Annotated in this window: 20 protein-coding genes and 1 pseudogene; 6 read left to right on the top strand and 15 right to left on the bottom strand. The window is 49.2% G+C overall.

The genetic code is table 11. The annotated features are described in order from the left end of the window. Positions 1-13 precede the first annotated feature (13 nt). Genes BUB38_RS14780 through tgt form a run of 5 tightly spaced genes read left to right on the top strand, consistent with a single transcriptional unit; the run spans position 14 to position 4,056 of the window. Positions 14-445 (top strand): acyl-CoA thioesterase, encoded by a 432-nt coding sequence (locus BUB38_RS14780; RefSeq protein WP_249506585.1) that lies wholly within the window; start codon positions 14-16, stop codon positions 443-445. Position 446: 1 nt separating this feature from the next. Continuing rightward, positions 447-965, top strand: a complete 519-nt coding sequence (locus BUB38_RS14775; RefSeq protein WP_073161504.1) for a gamma carbonic anhydrase family protein — start codon at positions 447-449, stop codon at positions 963-965. Positions 966-980: 15 nt separating this feature from the next. Continuing rightward, positions 981-1,943, top strand: a complete 963-nt coding sequence (locus BUB38_RS14770; RefSeq protein WP_073161503.1) for a diacylglycerol/lipid kinase family protein — start codon at positions 981-983, stop codon at positions 1,941-1,943. Beyond that, positions 1,943-2,890, top strand: coding sequence for a DapH/DapD/GlmU-related protein (locus BUB38_RS16920; RefSeq protein ID WP_083542252.1), 948 nt, complete (start codon positions 1,943-1,945; stop codon positions 2,888-2,890). Before BUB38_RS14770 ends, BUB38_RS16920 begins: the two co-directional genes overlap by 1 nt. A gap of 26 nt (positions 2,891-2,916) precedes the next feature. Next, positions 2,917-4,056 (top strand): tRNA guanosine(34) transglycosylase Tgt, encoded by a 1,140-nt coding sequence (tgt, locus tag BUB38_RS14760; protein ID WP_073161501.1) that lies wholly within the window; start codon positions 2,917-2,919, stop codon positions 4,054-4,056. 23 nt (positions 4,057-4,079) lie between these two features. Here tgt and BUB38_RS14755 read toward each other — a convergent pair whose 3' ends face one another. The 6 genes from BUB38_RS14755 to BUB38_RS16135 form a co-directional block, all read right to left on the bottom strand. Then, positions 4,080-4,634 (bottom strand): LiaF domain-containing protein, encoded by a 555-nt coding sequence (locus BUB38_RS14755; protein ID WP_083542251.1) that lies wholly within the window; start codon positions 4,632-4,634, stop codon positions 4,080-4,082. 64 nt (positions 4,635-4,698) lie between these two features. Continuing rightward, complete coding sequence (locus BUB38_RS14750; RefSeq protein WP_217650894.1) at positions 4,699-5,043, bottom strand: DUF3795 domain-containing protein; 345 nt, start codon at positions 5,041-5,043, stop codon at positions 4,699-4,701. Between the two features lie 27 nt (positions 5,044-5,070). After that, positions 5,071-5,346 carry a zinc ribbon domain-containing protein gene (locus BUB38_RS14745; protein WP_073161498.1) on the bottom strand — a complete coding sequence of 92 codons (276 nt, stop codon included), beginning with the start codon at positions 5,344-5,346 and terminating at the stop codon, positions 5,071-5,073. A 202-nt stretch (positions 5,347-5,548) separates the two neighbouring features. Further along, complete coding sequence (locus BUB38_RS14740; protein WP_073161497.1) at positions 5,549-5,863, bottom strand: TfoX/Sxy family protein; 315 nt, start codon at positions 5,861-5,863, stop codon at positions 5,549-5,551. Between the two features lie 2 nt (positions 5,864-5,865). Continuing rightward, on the bottom strand, positions 5,866-6,486 hold the full coding sequence (locus BUB38_RS14735) for a TetR/AcrR family transcriptional regulator (RefSeq protein ID WP_073161496.1): 621 nt from the start codon (positions 6,484-6,486) through the stop codon (positions 5,866-5,868). A 537-nt stretch (positions 6,487-7,023) separates the two neighbouring features. Next, positions 7,024-8,880, bottom strand: coding sequence for a glycoside hydrolase family 43 protein (locus BUB38_RS16135; protein WP_073161494.1), 1,857 nt, complete (start codon positions 8,878-8,880; stop codon positions 7,024-7,026). A gap of 155 nt (positions 8,881-9,035) precedes the next feature. Between BUB38_RS16135 and BUB38_RS14720 the strand changes: the two genes are divergently transcribed. Further along, entirely contained in the window at positions 9,036-11,075 is a 2,040-nt protein-coding gene (locus tag BUB38_RS14720) for a glycoside hydrolase family 30 protein (RefSeq protein ID WP_254794974.1), read from the top strand. A gap of 382 nt (positions 11,076-11,457) precedes the next feature. Here the strand turns inward: BUB38_RS14720 and BUB38_RS14715 are convergent, their stop codons facing one another. From BUB38_RS14715 to BUB38_RS14675, 9 genes and pseudogenes are all read right to left on the bottom strand, one after another. After that, on the bottom strand, positions 11,458-12,033 hold the full coding sequence (locus tag BUB38_RS14715) for a flavodoxin family protein (RefSeq protein WP_073161493.1): 576 nt from the start codon (positions 12,031-12,033) through the stop codon (positions 11,458-11,460). 158 nt (positions 12,034-12,191) lie between these two features. Beyond that, positions 12,192-13,337 (bottom strand): molecular chaperone DnaJ, encoded by a 1,146-nt coding sequence (dnaJ, locus tag BUB38_RS14710; RefSeq protein ID WP_073161492.1) that lies wholly within the window; start codon positions 13,335-13,337, stop codon positions 12,192-12,194. Positions 13,338-13,558: 221 nt separating this feature from the next. Further along, on the bottom strand, positions 13,559-15,460 hold the full coding sequence (dnaK, locus tag BUB38_RS14705) for a molecular chaperone DnaK (protein WP_073161491.1): 1,902 nt from the start codon (positions 15,458-15,460) through the stop codon (positions 13,559-13,561). Positions 15,461-15,577: 117 nt separating this feature from the next. After that, complete coding sequence (gene grpE, locus BUB38_RS14700; RefSeq protein ID WP_073161490.1) at positions 15,578-16,237, bottom strand: nucleotide exchange factor GrpE; 660 nt, start codon at positions 16,235-16,237, stop codon at positions 15,578-15,580. Between the two features lie 328 nt (positions 16,238-16,565). Next, positions 16,566-17,174 (bottom strand): carbohydrate-binding protein, encoded by a 609-nt coding sequence (locus tag BUB38_RS17080; protein WP_371328340.1) that lies wholly within the window; start codon positions 17,172-17,174, stop codon positions 16,566-16,568. Between the two features lie 165 nt (positions 17,175-17,339). After that, positions 17,340-18,644 (bottom strand): annotated as a pseudogene (locus BUB38_RS17075) (family 43 glycosylhydrolase); the annotation flags it as partial. 573 nt (positions 18,645-19,217) lie between these two features. Continuing rightward, positions 19,218-19,598, bottom strand: coding sequence for a hypothetical protein (locus tag BUB38_RS16665; protein WP_217650893.1), 381 nt, complete (start codon positions 19,596-19,598; stop codon positions 19,218-19,220). After that, positions 19,595-19,819: a DUF3791 domain-containing protein gene (locus BUB38_RS14680; RefSeq protein WP_073161486.1), complete on the bottom strand. Its 225-nt coding sequence runs from the start codon at positions 19,817-19,819 to the stop codon at positions 19,595-19,597. The genes BUB38_RS16665 and BUB38_RS14680 overlap by 4 nt, the downstream gene beginning before the upstream one ends. Positions 19,820-19,844: 25 nt before the next feature. After that, a complete protein-coding gene (locus BUB38_RS14675) occupies positions 19,845-20,981 on the bottom strand; it encodes a Fic family protein (RefSeq protein ID WP_073161485.1) in 1,137 nt (378 codons plus the stop codon). Positions 20,982-21,441 lie beyond the last annotated feature (460 nt).

The following is a 21,441-nucleotide window of genomic DNA, read 5'->3' as shown; positions in this document are numbered from 1 at the left end:
AGTCGAGGAAAAGATGGCCGAAGAAAATAGCAACTGGGAACCTCTGGTTCATACTGAAACTTTCAAGGTCACTCCCGAGATGATCGACGACAACCATCATTTTAACAATGTATGGTCTGTCCAGTGGATCCAGGACATTTCGAAGAATCACTCCGAGCAATGCGGCGGCACAGCCCTCATGCGCGAAATGAACTGCGGCTGGATGATTCGCGTACAGCATATCGAATACAGGAACCAGGCCTTCCTTGGCGACGAAATCAAGGGAACCACCTGGGTTGATTCTTTTACAACGGTAGTTAGCAAACGAAAGTGTCGCTTTGAACGAATCAGCGACGGTAAGATTATTTTTGAATCTGAGACCCAATGGGTGTTGGTGGACTTGAACCGCGGACGCCCCAAGGCAATCACACCAGAAATGGTGGCTCATTACGGGACCTTGAAATAGTATGGCAAATATTATCGAGTACAAGGGCAAGAAGCCCGTCATTGGAGAGCGCGTATTCCTGGCAGAAGGAGCGCGTCTAATTGGTGATGTGGAAATCGGGGATGATTCCTCTGTATTTTACAACTCCGTCATACGAGCCGACCTGGCCGAGATCCGAATTGGCAAGCGAACCAACATCCAGGATAACGTGACCATCCACCTTTCTACAGATGTGGGCGTTCATGTCGGCAACAATGTAACCGTGGGCCACAATGCGGTTCTCCACGCCTGCACCATCGAAGACAATGTGCTGGTGGGAATGGGAGCCATCGTGATGGATGGTTCTCGCATCCGCAAGAATTCCGTGGTGGCCGCCGGGTCCCTGGTCCCTCAAAACAAGGAATATCCCGAGGGAAGTCTTATTGTCGGATCCCCCGCACGAGTGGCCCGTCAACTAACCGATGACGAAATTCGTAAATTTAACGAAGGCGTAGAACATTACATCGAAATCAAGGAAGCACTCCGTCAAGACCAGTATTAATTCTGAGGATTTTTAGTGTACAAGTTTGTTTTTCTTATAAACCCAATTAGCGGCGGTGGCCAGGGCAAGGAAATCTATAAGTTCCTGCCCGAAATCATGGCATCCATGAATTACAAGGATGACCAGTGGAAGGCTGAATTCACCGTTCACGAGGGTATGGAAAAGCAGATTACAGATGCTCTTGAAAATACAGAGACCTTGATTGCCGTAGGCGGTGACGGAACCGTTTCTTCGGTGCTGTCTGTGCTGGTGTCTTCGGAATATGCAAAAACCGTAAAAATCGGTTTGATTCCCCTGGGAACCGGAAACGACCTTGCCCGAGTTCTGAACCTTTACAAGCCGTACGTCGATAAAGGTTTGCTGTTCCTGGTCCGCCGTCTTCTCCAATCCAAGGCTCGCCCTTTCGACATCTGGAAGGTGAACGGGAAGATTGCCTTCGCCAACTATTTTTCGGGCGGCATCGACGCACGAATCGCCCACGACTTTAACAGAGACCGCTCCCAGGGCGCATTCAATTCCAATTCCGTTATCGCCAACAGAATTCATTACGTAGACCGTTTCTTTGCCGACAGGAACTACACTCTAAAACAGGGAAAAATCAGTTTTATAGACGCCGAAAACGTCGAACATTCTCAGGATGTTTCAGGGCATCGGACAGTCATCGTAGGAAACATTCCCAGTTTTGCAGGCGGGTCCCAACCGTTCTACAAGTCGGACATGGCTGACGGCCTATTAGAAGTCGTCTGTGTGCCGAACATGTTCATGTTCCTCGCAGCAATCGCCATTGGGTCCGTCCCGCTTTTAGGAAATTTCGTCAAGAAGTTTTTCCTCGTTTCAAAGAAAGCGAAGTCTCTGACACTTGATTTTGCGGAAGATGAATTTTTACAGCTGGACGGAGAAGATCTAACCGGTAAATTGGGAAATCAGGTAAAGATCGATTACGCCTGCAAAGTCAAAATTCTCTCACTGGGGTCCTAATGAAACCCGTGATTGTAGAAGGCGTTGAAATCAACGGATTCGCGTCTTTGGAAAAAGCGACTGCAACAGATATCAGTTTCTGGACCGGGAACGTCAAGAGCATTACAGGGGCAAACGGTTTTTCTGCAGACGATTTAAGCAAGTGCGAAGCCGGTGTGCTTTATGTGCCCGCCAATATGCAGCAAGCCGCCTCCCAGGGTAGCACCGCGGCCGACCTCCGCAAAATTTTTCCAAAGGTTCGCAGCCTGGTTCCGGTGGAAAATCCTTACCACTCCATGGTCTGCTTTTTAGAAAAATACGGTTCCGCTTTAGTGGCAGGAACATCAGGTGATGCAGCCGCTCATATTGCCCCTTCCGCAGAAATCGGTCCAGGCTGTGTAATTATGCCGGGGGCCGTCATAGGTCCTGGCTGTAAGCTAGAAGCCAACGTTGTCGTTTACCCCAATGTGGTCATAGGGGAGGGTTGCATCTTTCAGGCCGGAGTAGTAATCGGTAGCCGCGGTTTCGGTTTCTACGAATATCAGGGCAAGCGCCGTATGGTACCACACCTGGCAGGAGTCCACATCGGAAACAATTGCAGCTTCGGCGCAAACACCGTAGTGGCCGCAGGCTTTATTTCGCCCACCACCATCGGCAACGATTGTCACTTTGATGCCATGGTTCAAATCGGGCACAACTGCGTTCTAGGTAACAATATCTTTATGGCCGCCCAAACAGCATTAGGCGGCACCACCATCGTAGAAGATGACGTGAACATCGCCGGTGGTGCAAAAGCGGCAGGTCATCTTACCATTGGCCGCGGGGCTATTATCACCGCGAAAGCCGGCGTTACCAAGAGCGTTCCCGCAGGTCGCACCGTGGCAGGATTCCCCGCCATCGATGCCGACATTTGGCGCAGGCAAATGGTGGAGCTTCGCCTCATGGCCAAGAAAAACTTGAAGAAGTAGATGTTCTTTTTCTACCTTTCTACTTGATGAACGCTAATCCCTTTGAATTGAAGAAGACGTCCAAGAAATCCAAGGCCCGCCTTGGGGTGATTCACACCGCCCACGGCGACGTGACAACGCCCATCTTTATGCCGGTAGGCACCAACGCCACCGTCAAGGGGATTACCTCCCGCGACATCAAGGAGATGGAAGCGGAAATCATTCTGGCCAACACATACCACCTTTACCTGCGTCCGGGCACAAAGACCGTGGCAGAGGCTGGTGGCGTCCAGAAGTTCATGGGTTTTGACGGTCCCATGCTTACGGATAGCGGCGGATTCCAGGTTTGGAGTCTTAAGCAGTTCCGCAAGATTACCGAAGAGGGCGTCCGCTTCAAGAGTTTGCAAGACGGTTCCATGCATATGTTCACGCCCGCAAGCGTCATGCAGGCCCAGCGGGAAATCGGTGCGGATATCATCATGGCCTTTGACGAATGTACACCGTACCCCAGCACAGTGGATGAAGCCGACGAATCCTTGCGACTGACTCTCAAATGGACTCGCGAGGCTAAGGAATGGCTAGAGGCGAATCCGCCTATCCACGGTTATCCGCAGTACTTTTTCGGCATTGTCCAAGGCGGCATGCACAAGGATCTGCGACTGAAGTCTATCGAGGCGCTTAAGGAAGTGGGTCCCGACGGTTATGCCATGGGCGGCCTCTCTGTAGGCGAACCAGTGGAAACCATGTACGAGATTGCGGACTTCTGCACCGACCATTTGCCCGAAGACCGCGCCCGTTATGTCATGGGTGTAGGCACTCCCTGGAATCTTCTGGAATTGATCAAGCGCGGGGTAGATATGTGCGACTGCATTCTGCCCGCCAAAAACGCCCAGGATGGTCTGGTTTACACCAGCCAGGGCGTTCTCCGCTACAAGAACCAGAAGTTCGCCCACGACTTTAAAACACCCCTGGACCCCAACTGCGATTGCTATTGCTGCCGCAACTACAGCCGCGGCTACATGCGTCATCTGCATAAAGCAAAAGAGCCCCTGGGGTGGACTCTTTCGGTGATTCATAATCTGCATTTCTACATTCACCTGATGCAGCAGGCCAAGGCCCACATCGCCGACGACACCTTCGAGGAATGGGCTGACGAACAGGTGAAAATCCTGCAAACCAATCTTTAGTTTGACAGCTTTACCGCAGAGCGTTAACGCTTGATGTCTACGCCGCCGAAGAGGCATTCGGCATGAATATGCAAGGTCTTGCTTGAATCTGTGACGGTAGCAGGTTTATCATTCTTTACGCCGCCGCAAATGCAGGAAGAGTAAATCTTTACTTGAATGTCTTGGGGAACGAAAATTTCTGCACCACCCATAAAGGCGTCAATCTTAATTTCAGATTCGTCTGCAAAGTTTGCATTGCGAAGGTCAAGGGACACTCCTCCCAGGAATGCATTAATCTTTGCTCCAGAAAAATCTTCACCCTTCAAGTTGTACTTATGACCAGAAAGAGTTGCTTCAATCTTCATGAAGCCTTTTTCGTCCATGGCGTCTGAAGAATCCTTAACGCGCATGTGGTCGCAATGCTTATGGCGGGCCTTATGGAAAATGATCCCAATGCCGATAAGGATTACAGCAATGGGCCAAATATAGGGTTTCCATTCCATGTTAAAGAACCAGTCAAAAGATTCAATTCCCATGGCTCGCAATAACATCATTACGCCAATAGCTAGAACCAACAATCCCAAAAATACTCGTTTCATTTTTTCTCCTGAGAGGATGTTTCTTTTTACTGTTGAAACACCTGACCAAAGAAAAAATGCCACCTCATTTTAGATTTTTTTTCAATCCGCAAAGATTGCTTTTTGCATCGGCATTGTTGCCGTGAATCATCTGGACCGTTTCACAGCGGTCCATTTCAGCACATTGGCCACAATGTTCCAAGCCCTTTTCGGTACAGCATTTTCGGATGGGGCAGAGGTGACTACAGAAATAGAACTTGACACCATTGCCGCGGCATCCAGCGCAGTTGATTGTTTCCGGCGTGATTTCCGGAGCGTTGTTCATCTCGGCCCACTTCTTTGCGGTCTGGGCGCGAAGTTCATTGTCGTTGTTTTTGGTGGCGATGTAGGCGTCACAAGTTTCGCAGTTTAAACCGCAAATTGCAATCATTTTGGAACAGTTGCACATATAGAATCCTTATTTCTTCCAGCGCTTCAGCATGGGGAAGTAATTCATCATCATCTGCCTGTATTCTTCCTTGGTCATGGGCTTGGGCATGTGCTTGTTCACTTCGTCCACAAACTGGGCGCAATGTTCTACCATTTCTTCCATGGTGCAATTCTGAAGGAATGCGCCATCCTTGTAGCAGTAAACGCAGTAGTCTTCGTTCTTGCTGCCATCAGCGTTGGAACCCATCACTTCTGCAGTGAGAGGCATGCCGCAGCTCTGACAAAATTTCTGATTCTGATCCATTGTAATTCTCCTTTTAAACACTTATTAATTGATAACTAAGGCGAGTGAAGCGACCATGCTTGCATGGGCATTTCCGAGCCGATTATCAACAATAACGAAGTTATTAATTGATAACTAAGTCGAGCGTCGCAAAAATAAACTTGTTTATTTTTATGACCGAGACGCATTATCAAGAATAACGAAGTTATTAAACGGAAATTCGTTACTTTCTCTTCTTCTTCGGTGTTGGTATGACTTCCACCAGTTTTTGAACTACATCACGAACATGGGACTGCTGTTCCATTTCCAGGATGTAATGTTCCCTGGCTCCCTCATAAGGGACTCCGCATTCCGCTTCTTCCATAAGGTCTGTGATTTCCGGCAATTTTTTCACGTAGGCCATGTCATCGCATGCAAGAACCACAGGCTTTTCGTCTACATAAATCATCCAGTCGCCGAACATTTTCTTTGCACGAACATCGCCAACATCACTTAAGACATCTTGAATGAAATCGATAAATTCATTGCTGCAGGACATAATTACTGCTTCCCGTAAGTATCGCCAAAGTGCTTTAAATGAGCCTTGATTTTCTTTACGATTTCTTTTTCCTTGGACGGGTCGCGGTCGTATGACTGGATCATCAAGGAAACTGGAGCGATAAATTCCAAAGCCATAATGTTAGCGTCACCTTCCACAAGCAGCCCTGTCTTCATCAGTGCCGTAAACAGCTTTGAGAATCTCTGGTGCAATCCTTCATAGCTGTGGAAGTTTGCAAGTTCTGCAATTCTTGAATTTCGAAATTGCTCAATAGTCAGAAACCTTCTCATTTTCTGGACGGTCTCATCGTGCATAGTAAAGTTGATCCTTGCGAATGTGGAATGGATCAATTCTTCTATGGAGCGGGGGAGATCATCTGTTCTATGATCATGGTGTGCCAAATGACCGGAGTCTTCAAACTTTGTCGTGTAATAGCCACTCACCTTTGTAATGAGGGCGTCTAAAATTTCGGCCTTGCCCTTGAAATGCTTATACAACGAAGGACCTTTAATTCCTATGGCGGCAGCAATCATATCCACCGACGTACCTTCAAAACCCTTCTCTGCAAATAAATCCAGAGATGTGGCAAGAATCTTTTCCTTCGTAGAAAGCGTTTCACTCATGAATGTTCAAACTCCATTGAAGATTTTTACCGAAAGATATATAAAAAAAACAGTAAATAAACATTCCATCCTCCTTTTGGCTAATAATCGTTAGCTAAAATCTAACTAACGTTCGTTAGCCACGCAAGGGATATGTCCGAAAAAAGGTGTTTTTTGAATTCTTCGTGCTATTGCGGCAAAAAAATGTCCTTCAAAAGTTGACATCTGGAAAATGTGTAGTATCTTTTAAATACATATGGCAATGAACCATCACCTATTTACCGGTCAATGCGAATCCGTGGGTGAAACCCACGTCACGAACACTCTCTCGGCAAAGGCGAAAGCGATGCCAACCCATGCAGGGAATGGTCCCGTCAAGCGGCACCTCGTTCCCAGGCGAAAGCATGTAGCATCAGCGTCTGTAGCAAAGTCTAAGGACGCCGCAGAAGAAAAGTAGATCGTAAAACGATTCGTTTTTGACGCCTCCCACGAGGCAACAAAAAGCCCGCGAATTCAGCTGAACTCGCGAGCGGTTTTATTGCGTTTTCTAAATGTACCTTATTGACGGATTCTTTGAGTATGAACTTGTCCGTTATTCAAGAATTCCCTGCGGAGGTACATACCAGGCTGCCTGGGCTTTCCGGGCAGCAGTTTTCCGTTCATGTTGAAATATTGGACACGAACAGGAACTGCGGAGAATTCTACGTTCCAGCGGCCAATACTTTCCGTTGTATCGGCGAGCGTTGTGTCAGGTTCCTCCGGTTCCACATAGGGGTGTTCCGGATCGTTTACCACAACCTTGATTTTCTCATAGCTCTTGCAGCCCGTTTCATTGGTATATTCCACGGTGTAAATGCCGCTGTTCTGCCACTGCAAATCATTCAGGGCGACTTCGCGGGTGGTTGCACCAAATTCCGCAGGACCGCTCCAACTCCAAATCTTCCCGTCCCAAGGATGGGGGCCAAAGGTAATGCTGCTACCCGGTTCTACCAAAAGGTCTGTAGTCTCTGTCCAACTGTCACCCACCTTTACATAAGGCACAATTTTTGTGCCGGAGCAAGGCTTCACAGCCACCTGGCCGTCATCCAACTTGGCAACAGTTTCAGGAATATCAATCACCTTGGGCTCGAAATCCGCAGTGGGGAAGGCCTTCATCAGGGCAGCCGTTTCTTCGGCGGTAATGGGCAGCACCGTGCCGTGGCGAGGAGTGAATGCCCCCGCCATCTTGGTGTCTTGCACAAAGGTAAAGTTGGTCAGGTCCGGGCTGCTGGTAAATTGATAATGACCGTTCATGTAGCAGTCGTACATGAGAATCCAGGAATCCTGATTGATCAGCTTAAAGACGCCTGCGCCTTCCACCGCTTCCTTGGTCTGCTGCAGAGTGCCGCTGGGCTTGCTCCACTGGGAGCCTTCCTTGCCAGCGGGGGCCGTCAAAGTCTTGGCTGTAGTCTTGCAAATGCCGCCGTCGCCCTCGTTCTTGAAGAAGGCGTGGTAAAGTCCGTCGTTATCGTTGTAGACGATGTCCATATCGATGGTGGCGGAACCGCGGTCAAAGAAATAGGTGGGCTTGCCCAGCACATCGGTAAAGTCGTCGTTGGCGTACAGGTAATAAACCTTATCGTAGGGAATGGTTCCGTCGTTGGTCAGCAAGGAGAAATAAATCATCAGGCGGCCCTTGCTGCCGTCGGCATTTTGATAATCCTTGTCCCAGATAGTTTCGGGAGCCCACACGCGAGTCACGTTGGCAAAACTAGTACCCTTGTACTTGTCCGGGAAATGAACCGTACTGTGAGTCCAGCTGACCAGATCCTTGGAGCGCATCAGCACCATGCCGCGATTGCTCGACCAACCTTCGGCACTCTTCATGTCGGTATTTACCATGTAGAAATAGCCATCGGGGGCGCGCAAAATATGAGGGTCGCGAAGTCCCTTCTTCAGGGCAACCGTATCGGCGGCCACCACTCGCTTGCCACCATTCATGGCAGTAAAATTGTAACCGTCGTTACTGATGGCGTAATAGATATTCTCGTTGTCGTTGGCCGGGAAATAAATGAAAAGATAGTTGGAATAGGGTTCGTAACCGTGAATGGAAACGTCGAACTTCTTGGTTTCGAACTGGGTTCCGTCGGTGATGTTCACGGACAGCTGCACCACATGGTTTTCGCCGATCAATCGGGCCGCAATAGTTCCGTCGTTCTTCAAAAAGGTGGTATCGCTGGAGGTCCAGTAAAAACGCATGTTCTCGCAGCCAGAAATCCCCGAACCGTTGGCTGGCAACTTCAAATCCTTATAAAGATTGGTCAGAACACCGTCAATTTTCAAATTGGACGCACAATCCGAGACGCTGGCAGCGCTAGCAACTCCAAAAACCGAGGCACACACGCCAAAACCAATCAAAAACCTCTTAAAATTCATAAAAACCCAACCTATCTGCGCGGCAAATGCCTTGCTTAATGGGAATATATGTTTTATAAGGCGCTCTAGTAAACCAAAAGAACATTTTGATAGGATAATTTGTCCATGGGGGAGGCATATTTTTTATCCGTTTTAGAAGAAAATAATAGATTTTTATGTTCATGAGATTGGGTAAAAAGTTTATTGGGGCGGCTGTGTTTACGGCTCTCGCTTTTGGCGGGGCAAACGCACAGACCAAGGTTGTGGTGGATCCTGGCAAAAAGTACCAGCATTTCGAAGGCTGGGGAACTAGTCTTTGCTGGTGGGCGGAACTGGCCGGCGGCTGGAGCGAAGCTAATTACACCAAACTTTTGGGAGCCATTGCAGACCCGGATTCGGGCCTGGGCTACAACATTTTCCGTTACAATATCGGCGGGGGAGACCAACCAGGACATAATCACCTGACCAAGGGCGACGGGGGAGCCGCAATTCCCGGGTACAAGCCCACTGAAAAAGGCGATTTCGACTGGACCGCAGACCCCACCCAACGAAACATCCTTTTCGGCCTAGCCAAGAAGGTAAAGAATCCCATTTTCGAAGCTTTCTCCAATTCCCCTCCCTGGTGGATGACCAACAGCGGCTGCGTTTCTGGTGGCGTCAACGGCGCAGACAACCTGAAGTCCGACTACTTTGACGATTTCGCCGACTACCTTTCCGAAGTGGCAAAGCATTTCAAGGAAGAATGGGGCATCACCTTCCGCACTGTGGAACCTTTCAACGAACCTAGTGCTGGCTGGTGGAAGGCCAACGGCGACCAGGAAGGCTGTGGCTTCAAGAACAAACAGTCCGAAATGATTGTGGAACTGGGGAAGGCCCTCAAGAAAAAGGGACTCTTCCCGGAAACTTCCGTCAGTGCCGCCGACGAATCCAACATCGGTGACGCCTTGGCCCGCTTCAACAGCTATAGCGACGAAGCAAAATCCTATATGTTCCAGGTGAACACTCACAGCTATTCCGGCTACGATTCCCGCGGCAAGCTGTATAACGCCGCCTTTGCCAACGACAAGCGTATTTGGCAGTCTGAATCCGGCCCACTCCATCGTAGCGGCGACTTGGATATTACCCTCTGGATGGCGGACGTGATTCTCCACGACTTGCGAGACATGCACGCCAGCGCTTGGGTGGATTGGCAGCTTTCTGACCCGGCGGAGAACTGGCGCACCATTACAGCAAATCACAAGAGCCAGACTTTTAGCTATGCACCCCGTTATTACATGCACGCCGCCTTTAGTCGAGCCATTCGCCCAGGCTCCCGCTTTATCGATAGCGACAACAGCAACACCCTGGCAGCTATCCGCGAAGACGGTTCCTTGGTGCTGGTGGTATTGAATACTGGCAACACCGATGCGAAATACACCTTTGATTTGAGCAAGTTTGACGCCGTAGGAACCAAGGCAAAAGTCAATCGCTTTACCTTGCCTGCCGCATTGAAGGCAGATGCTGACATCGCTATCTCGGGTGGTTCGCTGAATGTTACCGCCGCGGCCCAATCCATGGTTACCATGATTATTGATGGTGTGAAGGGCGAAGGAAAATGTGCTGCAGATACCATTATTCCTTACGTCAAGATTCACGATGGCAGCTGGAACGAAACTACAGAAATTACAGTCAATCCCGGTGATTCTCTGGTTATTGGCCCTCATCCTTGGGATGGTGGCCGCTGGACTTGGAGTGGCCCTGATAACTTCTATTACTTGGGTCGCGAAGTCCGCTTCAAGAATTTACAGTGGCAGAACAGTGGTTACTACAAGACCACATTCGTCAATGGCTCCGGTTGCGAAAGCAAGATGACCTTCAAGCTGGTGGTGAACGATCCGGAACACCCGTTTGTGGAACCCGATACAAGTGTGGTGGATACAAGTACCGCCGACACCTCCGTTGTCGATACGACTGGTCGCGACACCACGAATTCAATCATCGTTCTGCAAGCTACACCGCAATTCATTCATGTATCAAGAAGCGGGGGAGACCTGCATATCACTGCTCCAGTTCAGCCCATGCAATTGACAATCCATGACCTGCAAGGTGTTCTGCTGACCCGTCGCCAGATTAACGGCCCTGCCACTATACCCTTGGGCAACGCCCCTCGCAAAGGCTACATCGTACAACTCCGGAACCAATCCGGCCGCAGCATGTACTTGAAGGTTGTTCGCTAATTTAATTCACACATTTCTATTTTAAATCGTTACTTCTAATTCGTTCAAACGCTGATTCTGGCGGTCCAAACAATACGTTTTGCCCATTTAGACCGCCAATTTTTCAGCTAAAATTTTGAAGGGTGGCGGTCCAAATCAAAAAAAATGAAATATGGACCGCCATTTACTCACTTACAAACCAGAAAAAACATCATTTTACACTTTACAGAAATACTTCAGAAGGGGAAATGGCTGTCTAACCCCTTAAATTTCGTTTTTAGACAGCCAACATGTTTAAAAAGTGAAAAAAAACGGCGGTCCAAATAGAACTTTCGCTCATTTAGACCGCCATCAACATTCTAGCACCTCCCCCCCAATACAGGGGGTAGGATGGCATCTTCAATCAAAGTAGTTTTCTTGCCGCCTTCCGGCATTTCATAATCTCGCTATCAGTCAAGCCCTGGCGCATATGGGTGCCGCCTTTCTGCACGGAGCCCACAATCTTGAAACCGCTCCAGCCGATCACTTCCTTGATGGCCCGCACCGCGCCAGAGGTCTGCTTAAACAAAACGTTAAAGGGCCACGGGGTAGTACTGGTGCTTACAATAACAGCCTTCTTACCTTTCAATAAAGGTTTGGGGAATCCATGCCCGCTGTCATCCAACATGCCGTAGGCCATTCGGTCAAACAACACCTTCAGCTGCCCCGTCATATTCCCCCAATAGCAAGGAGAGCCCACAATCAGTCCATCGCATTCCTGAATCTTGCATAGAACTTTTTGGGAATCATCTTCTGCCAGAACGCATTTGCGTTCACTGCGGCATTTCATGCAACCGATGCAGGGGCGAACCTGCAACTTGCAGACATCAATAAATTCCACTTCTGCACCGCTGGCGACAAGCATGTCTTCCATGACGCGAAGCATGGAGCTGATGTTTCCCTTAGGGCGGGGGCTAGCATTCAAAATCAAAATTTTCATAACAATCCTGCTCACTTACCTCTATTAAACACCAATAGGTAAGAGATGTGTTACTCATAAAAATAAAATCTAACCATAAAAAAACCCCGGGGCTTTTATTGCCTCGGGGACTTTATAACTAGATCCTTCGACTTCGCTCAGGATGACACCTAAAAGTGTTACTTGAACAGGTTCTTCATCTTTTCGAGGAAGCTCTCTTCCTGGGCGGTTTCCTTGTCCTTGCGGAGTTCGGCCAGCTTCTGGTAGAGTTCCTTTTCTTCTTTGGAAAGATCCTTGGGAATTTCAACGCCGATTTCGACGTAGAGGCTTCCGCGGTCTCCACGCTTGTTCAGCGGGTACAGTCCCTGTTCACGGAGACGTAGGATGCTGCCAGCCTGAGTGCCGGCTGCAATCTTGATCTGCACTTCGTCGCCTTCCAGAGTAGGAATGCGCTGGGTACCGCCAAGAACCAGGCGATGTACGGGAACCTTCACTTCACAGTGCAGGTCATCGCCTTCGCGGGTGTAGAAGTCATCGGGCTTTTCCGTCACTACGGCAAGCAAGTCGCCGCAAGCACCGCCACGAGGACCGCAGTTACCTTCGCCACGGAGATTCAGGTACTGGCCTTCAGAAACACCTGCCGGAATCTTGATGGAGATTTCTTCGGTTTCCTGCACACGGCCTTCGCCACGGCAGTTGGAACAAGGCTTTGCAATGACTTCGCCCATACCGTTACAAGTGGGGCAGGCACTTTCAGAAATCATCTGGAAGAAACCGCCCGTTGCACGACGTACTCGGCCGGTGCCGTGGCAAGTGCTACATTCAGTAACATTTTCGCCACCCTTGCCGTTACATTCGGTACAGGGAGTATAGCGCTTCAGGCGAACCTTCTTGGTGCAACCTTCGAAGATTTCCTTGTAGCTCAAAGCAACCTTGATCTGCAAATCGTTTCCGCGGGGAGGGCCTGCCTTACGGCTACGACCACGGCCACCGCCGCCAAAACCAAAGCCACCGCCAAAGATATCGCCAAACTGGCTGAAGATGTCTTCGAAGCTTCCGAAGCCACCGCCGCCAAATCCGCCACCGCCGAAACCGCCACCAGGAGCGTTAAAGCCGAACTGGTCGTAGTTCTTGCGCTTTTCCGGATTAGAGAGCACGTCGTAAGCTTCAGCAGCTTCCTTGAACTTTTCTTCAGCTTCCTTGTCACCCGGGTTCTTATCCGGATGGTACTTAATGGCAAGCTTCTTATAAGCGTGCTTGATTTCGTCAGCACTTGCGTCCTTACCGACGCCTAGAACTTCGTAATAATCTCTTTTATCTGCCATATAGCTCGCTCCTTCGGAGCTTTCAGGTCGGTCACCTTCGGCTCCCTTTGAGCAATGAGGTCGCACCTTACGGTGCTTTGAGGTTATTTAGAACTTTATAGCAAAAAGGTGTTCCTGCCTCAAAAAGACAGGAAAACACCATTTGCAAGGCCTGCTCACAGCTCATACCTCAAAGCGTAGCGCCCTGAAAGCGAGCTTGCGAGCGACCTCGTACCTGTTAATTAGTCAACAACTTCAGCGTCGACAACTTCCGGACCGTCGTTCTTCTTGTCGGACTTCGGCTGTTCAGAAGCACCCGGCTGAGGACCCGGCTGTGCACCGGCAGCGCCAGCAGCCTGAGCCATGGAGCTCATCATGTTCTGGAGCTTGTCCATAGCGGCCTTGATTTCTTCCTTGGTGCCGTTGTCCTTCTTGTCCTTGATTTCCTGGATAGCAGCTTCAATCTGAGCCTTGGTGTCGGCCGGCAGCTTGTCGCCAACTTCCTTGAGCTGAGCTTCGACCTGGTAAGCCATCTGTTCGGCCTGGTTCTTGACGTCCACCAGTTCGCGCTGTTCCTTATCCTTGGCAGCGTTTGCTTCGGCGTCCTTCACCATCTTGTTGATTTCGTCTTCGGAGAGGCCACTGGAGGAAGTAATCTTGATGGACTGTTCCTTACCGGTTTCCTTATCCTTAGCGGAAACGTGGACGATACCGTTAGCGTCGATGTCGAAGGTCACTTCGATCTGAGGAACGCCGCGGGGCTTCTTCGGGAGGTCGGTGAGGTCGAACTTACCGAGGGTACGGTTGTCGCGAGCAAATTCACGTTCACCCTGGAGAACATGGATGGTCACTGCCGGCTGGTTGTCTTCAGCGGTAGAGAACACCTGGCTCTTCTTGGTGGGGATGGTGGTGTTACGGTCGATGAGCTTGGTCATGACGCCACCGAGAGTTTCGATACCCAGAGAAAGCGGGGTAACGTCGAGGAGGAGCACGTCCTTCACAGCGGAGTCGCCGCTAAGAACTGCGCCCTGAACTGCAGCACCGATTGCCACAACTTCGTCGGGGTTCACAGTCTTGTTGGGTTCCTTACCGAAGTACTTCTTAACAGCTTCCTGAACGGCCGGGATACGGGTAGAACCACCAACCAGAATCACTTCGTCGATTTCAGACAGAGACAGGCCAGAGTCGGCGATAGCCTTGCGGCAGGGTTCCATAGAACGTTCAACAAGGTGAGCGGTCAGCTGGTCGAACTTTGCACGGCTGAGGGTCAGGTCCAAGTGCTTCGGGCCAGTAGCGTCAGCGGTGATGAAGGGGAGGTTGATGTTGGTAGAAGTGGTAGCGGAAAGGTCGATCTTTGCCTTTTCAGCAGCATCCTTCAAACGCTGGAGAGCCATCTTGTCCTTCTTCAGGTCGATGGACGGATTTTCCTTCTTGAATTCGTCGTTGATCCAGTCGATGATCACTTCGTCGAAGTTGTCACCACCCAGCATGGTGTCGCCGTTGGTGGACTTCACAGAGAACATACCGTCGTCGATTTCCAAGATGGAGATATCGAAGGTACCACCACCAAGGTCATACACGGCAACCTTTTCGCTCTTCTTGGAGTCGAGGCCGTAGGCGAGGGCTGCAGCGGTCGGTTCGTTCACGATACGGAGAACTTCGAGGCCAGCGATCTTACCTGCGTCCTTAGTAGCCTGACGCTGAGCGTCGTTGAAGTATGCCGGAACGGTAATCACAGCCTGGGAAACGGTTTCGCCCAGGTAGTCTTCTGCAATCTTCTTCATGGTCTGAAGAACTGCTGCGGAAATTTCAGGAGGAGCGAACTGCTTGTCGTCAATCTGCACGCGGATGGGATCGGAACCGGAACCCACCAGCTTGTAGGGCATGTTCTTTTCTACAGCGGAGCATTCGCCAGCAGAGCGGCCCATGAAGCGTTTGATGGAGTAGATAGTCTTTTCGGGGTTGGTAATTGCCTGACGCTTAGCAACGTGACCAACGAGACGTTCGCCAGTCTTGCCGAATGCGACGATAGACGGGGTAGTGCGGAAACCTTCTGCGTTAGCGATCACTACCGGCTTGCCACCTTCCATAACGGAAACGCAGCTGTTAGTTGTACCAAGGTCGATACCAATAATCTTGCTCATTTTTGAGTCTCCTATTTAAATCTCTTGTGGTTCATTTTGCGAACCAATCTGTTTCGCCGAACTAAATGCAAATTCCGTGCCAAACAGCAAAACGTTTTAATTTGAAACAATTCCTTATTATGCCTTGCCAGATGAAACAATCACCTTGGCGGGCTTCAGGATCTTATTTTTCAGTTTGTAACCCTTCATAAAGACCGTCACCACGTGATTTTCGGGGATTTCTTCGGAAGGCTGCTGCATCAGGGCTTCGTGGCAGTTGGGGTCGAATTCCTGGCCGGTGGGGTCCAGCTGTTCGAGACCAGCGTCGGTGAGAACCTTGGCAAACTGGTCGTGGATCATCTGCATGCCCTTTTCAAAGGTATCCAGGTCCTTGGCCTTGTTTTCGGCGGCAAAGGCGCGTTCGAAGTTATCCAGCACTTCGGAAAGCTTTTCCAGGAGCTTGCCGTTGGCGGTTTCAATAATTTCAAGCTGTTCGCGGGCGCTGCGGCGGCGGAAGTTGTCGAATTCAGCCATCAGACGCAGGTTGCGGTCGTTGGCGGCAGCAAGTTCAGCCTTCAGGGAATCCTCGGCGGAGGGAGCCTGTTCTGCGGCAGGTTCAGCCGTTTCAGAAGCCTGGGCGTCGGCAGGGGAGTCCTGGGTTGCGGATGCTTCTTCGGAACTGGCTTCGGCATTGGCCTCGGCTTCCATTTTCATGGCGTCCTGGGCTGCCTTAAGTACATCTTCTTCAAACTTTGCGCGTTCTTCAGCGGAGGGTTCCTGCAAATTTTCGTCGGCCATATTAATTCCTTGTGTTTAAATTTCGCCCTTTATTTTGCAAAAAACGTGCCAACCCCCAACGCAACACCAAGTGTTTCTATTTGAAACAATGACGAAATCAAGCTAGGAATGGGATTTTTTATAAAAAAATGAAGAATTTTGCAAACAACTGTTTGCAAAGTGAACGTCCAACCCCAAAAAATGCCCTCAAAAGACGTCAACCTTGCTAAATTCATGCCGCCGGAAAATCCGGCACATTACAATCAAACATGATAGTAGTGTTTTCAGTAAAAAAAGTCCCACCGGGGAAGTGCGCAGCCCCAGTGGGATAAATAACGGAAAGGTTAAATTATCGTTCCAAGTTGATTCTTAAAGCCCGTCCCGAGGCGTATCGGACTATGTAAACTCCATTATTGAATCCGGCGTTTCTCAGTTCCGTCTTAAAATCAACAACCAGGGATGCATCGTTCAGCTTGAACATTCCAAGCTGATGTCCCATCAGGTCAAAGACCTTGAATTCATGCAATCCCCTCTTTGCCAGTCTAGGGGATTCCATCAAAAAGTCTGTATGGAGTTCCGCAGTGCCAAAAGCAATCTTGTCAAGATTGACATAGTCGGTCGTCATTAGAACCTTGAGCACATGCTCGCCCTTGGCCAGTTCCTTGGTAGTCTTGCCCTTGAATGTGGTGTACACGTCGAAATCTCCGGTTCCCACCAGTTCCAGTTCCTCGGTGATAGGTTCGTCATCCATGAAGAGCTGGATACCGGCGCGCTCCATGCCGGTCGCGTAGGAAATCTCGTAGGGGAGGGCTTCGTCAACTTCCACATTCACGGTGTATTCCAGCCATTCGCCCTTCTGGGTGTAACCGACGGCATAACCATCGCCATTTTCGCTCTTGATGGCAACCACGTCAACCCGATCTTCGCGGTACTTTCCACCCTTGTTTTCTGTATCCATGTCGTAGTAGGCCTTGCCGGCGCCGCCCACATCGTAGTTTTCGAATTCGATGATGTTCTTCTGGCCTTCGATCGTTGCTCCGATAACCGGCAATTCGCACTTGGCTTCGGGATCCTTCAGCAAAGCTTCGCAGAATGGGCCCTGGGGAACCGCAGCCTTGCTGTCTTCAAATTCCCAGTAATCAGCCTCGAAATCTCCAGCGAACATGAAGAATACGTCATGCTTGCCAACAGCTCCTTCGGCAGGCACAGTCACAAGGCCGTCCTTGGAAAATTCAGCCTTGGCAACCACGGGGCCATCCACCTTGTCCAGGCGAACCGTAACGGAGGACGCCTTCTTTACCGTCAAGACAGAGGCTGAGAAAGATTCTGCACCGGCGTCACCGAATTCCACGCCGCTGATCTTGGTGTACTTGCCGTCGGTAAGATTGGTGAGAACCGTATTGCCGGCGGCACCGCTCTTGCGGACCTTCACTTCTTCGCCCCAGGACATGGTTTCGGCCTCTACACGCTTATAGGGATTGAAATCTTCCAGCTGGGCCACGCCATTATCCGGCCACCAGTCGATCTTCTGGATAGTACCGTCGGCATTATACTTCATTTCGGCAACGCCAACAGAACGGCGTTCCTTATGCTGGAATTTTAGGCCCATTTTGTCGGATTTTTGATGCCAAAGTTGATAATGATGGCCAAAGACGTAGGATTTTCCCTTATAATCAATAATACCCGGATGGTTTCCGTTGCTGCGGGAGGAATGGGGCATAATGTCGCCCTTGTAAGTCCAGGGACCCGTGGGGGAGTCGCTCACGGCATAACCGATACCTTCGGCACAACAAGTGGAAGCAAAGGCCATGTAATAATGGCTGTCGTGCTTGTAGAACCAAGGGCCTTCCTGGTAATCTTTGACCTTGGGGTGGGTAACAATATTGCCGGAAGTGCTGATCATATCTTCGTTAAGCTTGATCATGTAGAGATCCGGATTGCCCCAGTACATGTAGGCCTGACCGTCATCGTCAACCCATACGGTGGGGTCGATATCGTTCCAATGTTCGCGCTGCCAAACCAAGGCCTTGTTCAGAGGTTCCTTAAAGGGGCCGTAGGGATTGTCCGCCACCAAGACGGAAATTCCATTACCGTGAATAGGAACGTACATGAACCACTTGCCATCGCGTTCCACAACCTGTTCAGCCCAGGCGCCGTTAGTTCTTGTGCTCCACTTGATGTCGTCCAAGGAAGCAACGGCCCCGTGGCTCGTCCAATTGACCATGTCCGTGGAAGTATGCAACAGCCAATCGTACATCACGAACCCTTCGGCGTCATCTTCGTCGTGGGTCGTGTAAAGGTAGAGCGTATCCCCATGCACCATGGGAGCCGGGTCTGCCGTGTAGTTAGTCGTGATTATTGGTTGCTGAGCTAACGCTGTCCCAGCCAAAACCAACAGGGAAGAAACCGACAAGAGTTTTCCAAACATCTTTATCTCCAAACATCGTTATCACCACGAGACAAAGATATTTCCTTTACAGGTGTATAAAACTCTCCAGAATGCAATCCCTTTTGCAAAAAATTCAAAAGCCAAATTTTTATTTTCAATGCAGGGGGAATTTCCACGGTGAGCGCGGACGAATTCCACGGGAAACTGGCCAAAACAGTTCAAAAACGTGGAAAAACCTTTGCACCGTCGGTACAGCCGGCCTCAAAACCATCCTACAAGACCTTCACAGGATCCTCGAAAGACTCTGTCAGGAGCCTTCTCAGAGGTCTAGCAAGACCTTGGCAGATATTGGCGCGGAGGCCTAGAATTGCCGAAATTTGCTTGAATTCGTCAATTTTCGCTTATGACAGGCCCAGGGAATCTTCAGAATCCTTGGTAGGGTCTTGCTGAAGTCTAGGCATGAAATAGGCCAGCGCGTTCGCGGCTGGCTCCTGTAAAATCATGGGGAAGCGTGGAAAAATCCTTCGCACTACGTGGAAAAATTTGTCGCATCGCTACAATTTTATTTTAGATTATTTAGTTTACATAATCCGCATTATAGAACAAATATTTCTAGGTACAGGGGATGTCTCCGTGCAAACCACATGTCCAACCAAGCGAAGAACTTGTCCAACGAGACGGACGATTCGCAGGATCAGACAGAGCCTTAAAAGATTCTAACAGATTCTCCAAGGACCTCCCAGAGATTCCCGCAGATATCCCGCAGAGTTCTCTTGGGTGCATTTCAATATATTCCTGATAAAGTGCCACAGGGCCGAGGTGCCACATCTTGGTGTTTTCTTGTTCCAGCTCGCTGTAGGTTTTCGAAAGATAGAGTTTTTTGAGAGCTTCTACAGGTTCAATGTTTGAATCTTCCGCAAGCATTTCAGCCATCCAGGAGAGTTTGGAAGGCAGAAGCAAGTAAAGATTTTTCTGGTTCACTTCCAAATTCATTTTACCCCTCCCTGACGAACTGCAATAAACTCATCGATTTCTTCCACAAGCCATGCGGCACTTTGTGTATGCAAAACTTCAAAGTGTTCCTGCAAATATTCCAAAACGCCATACTTGTCTAAATGCTGCATAGCTTCGGCTCCAGAAATTTGCTTCGCATTCTTATATTGCTCAATGCAAAACGAAATAAAATAAGAAATGTTTGACGGCTTTTCTTTCATACTATTCTATCCGACTATTTCGTTTTCATTCCTTAAAACGGAACTTTCCCTTGCCGTGGGCCACAACAGGTTCAATCAAATCGAGGGCTTGCAATTTTTTCAAGGCAGCCGACGCCGATGAGGCTCCACAGACGACGATTTCCCTTACTCTAGAAACACCAAAAATTTCGTCTAGCTCAATGCCACAAACAAATTTCAGCAAATTTTCCTTAGCGGTCTTATTAAACGAGGATTCTTCCACAGCCAGTTCAATCTTTGCTTTTTTCGTTTCAATCGTTGGTTTTTTATCACCAATCGTTAGTTTTTGAGTATTAATCGTTGGTTTTTGACCTTTAAAGTCCACATGCATGAACCGATTTTTCAGTTCATTATGTTCGCCCATGAGCATGTTACGGAAGAACTTTTCCAAGAATTCTGGATTTTTATCGATACCCTTCTGCAGATTCTTGTAGTTGGCGCGGACCAGAGCGTTTCTGAAATACCAGGAGTTCTTCGCAAAAATGTCGTTAGAAACCTTGAAGCCCATGGAACGCAAGTACTTGATGGTAAATACAGCAGTCGTTCTCGTATTGCCTTCGCCAAAGGCATGGATTTGCCACAGTCTCGAAACAAAGTAGGCCAGGTGTTCCACAATTTGGTCCATGGATAAGCCTCCATAGATAAAATTGCGTTCCTGCTCAAAGTCGTAATCCAGGGCCATCTTCAGTTCAAAGGCGGCCCCGTACATTACGGATGCCCCGTTCAGAACCCATTCCTTTTTAGAAATGTCGTAGTCTCGGATTTTTCCGGCAAACTTATAAATTCCCTGGAATAGTTTTCCGTGAATCGCAATCAGGTACGAGGGCGAGAAATTGAAAGACTTTTCGCTGAGAATTTTTGCGATGCGTGCAGAAACCTTGTCAGCCTCTTCGGCATCATCTTCGTCGTCATTCCGTTCTGTCTTTGACTCGTAATAACTGTTGATCAGTTTCTGAGCTTCGTCAATGGTAATGTCGCCATCGATGTTACGTCGGGCAGTCTCAAAAAGGTACTTGGAAGGAGTTAGCCCATCGACCTGCTGCAAGCCAATTGCCGTGGACCAGGCAGAAGACATTTCATGCCGACTGGGTTCCGTATGACGAATGTATTCGTCAAAGTCTAGTTCAAACTTTTTCTTTTCCATTGCTCGTATGAACGATATGCGTACCTTGATTGTTTATATGAGGGAAATATAAGTAAATAAAAAACTCCTTACAAACCGTTCACGATAACGTCCACCATAATTTCCTTTTCTTCGGGCCTGGAGTGGTATGTGCAAATTTTGATACAACCACTTCCACCCACGATAGTCTTGACAACTGAATTTACAGTTCTTTTACATTTTTACCCTTTACAAAAAATACACATAAACTATTATTCCTCCCGAGCGTTACGAACAGTCTCCTGAACACTTGAGTTAATCAAGTGTTTTTTCTTATAGGAGATAGTATGCCCACACAAAAAACAACAAACATCATCGGCAACAACGAATCCCCCAAAACGGAAATTGCGTCTCTATTGGCGGATTGCGCCTTCAAGTACGTGTACACCCGAGACAATCCCAAATCCCGTGAAAACTTGCGGCAGCTGATGTCTACGCTCAT

Source organism: Fibrobacter sp. UWH5, from assembly GCF_900142505.1.
Taxonomy (GTDB): Bacteria; Fibrobacterota; Fibrobacteria; order Fibrobacterales; family Fibrobacteraceae; genus Fibrobacter.
Note: the sequence above shows the minus strand (reverse complement) of the source record. Positions and strands in the feature narration are given on the sequence as shown.

Bases quoted from the DNA above. Each gene is read 5' to 3' on its own strand.
- BUB38_RS14680 (WP_073161486.1), bottom strand. From the start codon at position 19,819: ATGAAAGAAAAGCCGTCAAACATTTCTTATTTTATTTCGTTTTGCATT.
- BUB38_RS16135 (WP_073161494.1), bottom strand. From the start codon at position 8,880: ATGAATTTTAAGAGGTTTTTGATTGGTTTTGGCGTGTGTGCCTCGGTT.
- BUB38_RS14715 (WP_073161493.1), bottom strand. From the start codon at position 12,033: ATGAAAATTTTGATTTTGAATGCTAGCCCCCGCCCTAAGGGAAACATC.
- BUB38_RS14755 (WP_083542251.1), bottom strand. From the start codon at position 4,634: ATGAAACGAGTATTTTTGGGATTGTTGGTTCTAGCTATTGGCGTAATG.
- BUB38_RS17080 (WP_371328340.1), bottom strand. From the start codon at position 17,174: ATGGATACAGAAAACAAGGGTGGAAAGTACCGCGAAGATCGGGTTGAC.
- BUB38_RS14780 (WP_249506585.1), top strand. From the start codon at position 14: ATGGCCGAAGAAAATAGCAACTGGGAACCTCTGGTTCATACTGAAACT.
- BUB38_RS14775 (WP_073161504.1), top strand. From the start codon at position 447: ATGGCAAATATTATCGAGTACAAGGGCAAGAAGCCCGTCATTGGAGAG.
- BUB38_RS14740 (WP_073161497.1), bottom strand. From the start codon at position 5,863: ATGTCCTGCAGCAATGAATTTATCGATTTCATTCAAGATGTCTTAAGT.
- BUB38_RS14675 (WP_073161485.1), bottom strand. From the start codon at position 20,981: ATGGAAAAGAAAAAGTTTGAACTAGACTTTGACGAATACATTCGTCAT.
- grpE (WP_073161490.1), bottom strand. From the start codon at position 16,237: ATGGCCGACGAAAATTTGCAGGAACCCTCCGCTGAAGAACGCGCAAAG.
- tgt (WP_073161501.1), top strand. From the start codon at position 2,917: ATGAACGCTAATCCCTTTGAATTGAAGAAGACGTCCAAGAAATCCAAG.
- dnaK (WP_073161491.1), bottom strand. From the start codon at position 15,460: ATGAGCAAGATTATTGGTATCGACCTTGGTACAACTAACAGCTGCGTT.
- BUB38_RS14735 (WP_073161496.1), bottom strand. From the start codon at position 6,486: ATGAGTGAAACGCTTTCTACGAAGGAAAAGATTCTTGCCACATCTCTG.
- BUB38_RS14745 (WP_073161498.1), bottom strand. From the start codon at position 5,346: ATGGATCAGAATCAGAAATTTTGTCAGAGCTGCGGCATGCCTCTCACT.
- BUB38_RS16665 (WP_217650893.1), bottom strand. From the start codon at position 19,598: ATGAATTTGGAAGTGAACCAGAAAAATCTTTACTTGCTTCTGCCTTCC.
- dnaJ (WP_073161492.1), bottom strand. From the start codon at position 13,337: ATGGCAGATAAAAGAGATTATTACGAAGTTCTAGGCGTCGGTAAGGAC.
- BUB38_RS16920 (WP_083542252.1), top strand. From the start codon at position 1,943: ATGAAACCCGTGATTGTAGAAGGCGTTGAAATCAACGGATTCGCGTCT.
- BUB38_RS14750 (WP_217650894.1), bottom strand. From the start codon at position 5,043: ATGATTGCAATTTGCGGTTTAAACTGCGAAACTTGTGACGCCTACATC.
- BUB38_RS14720 (WP_254794974.1), top strand. From the start codon at position 9,036: ATGTTCATGAGATTGGGTAAAAAGTTTATTGGGGCGGCTGTGTTTACG.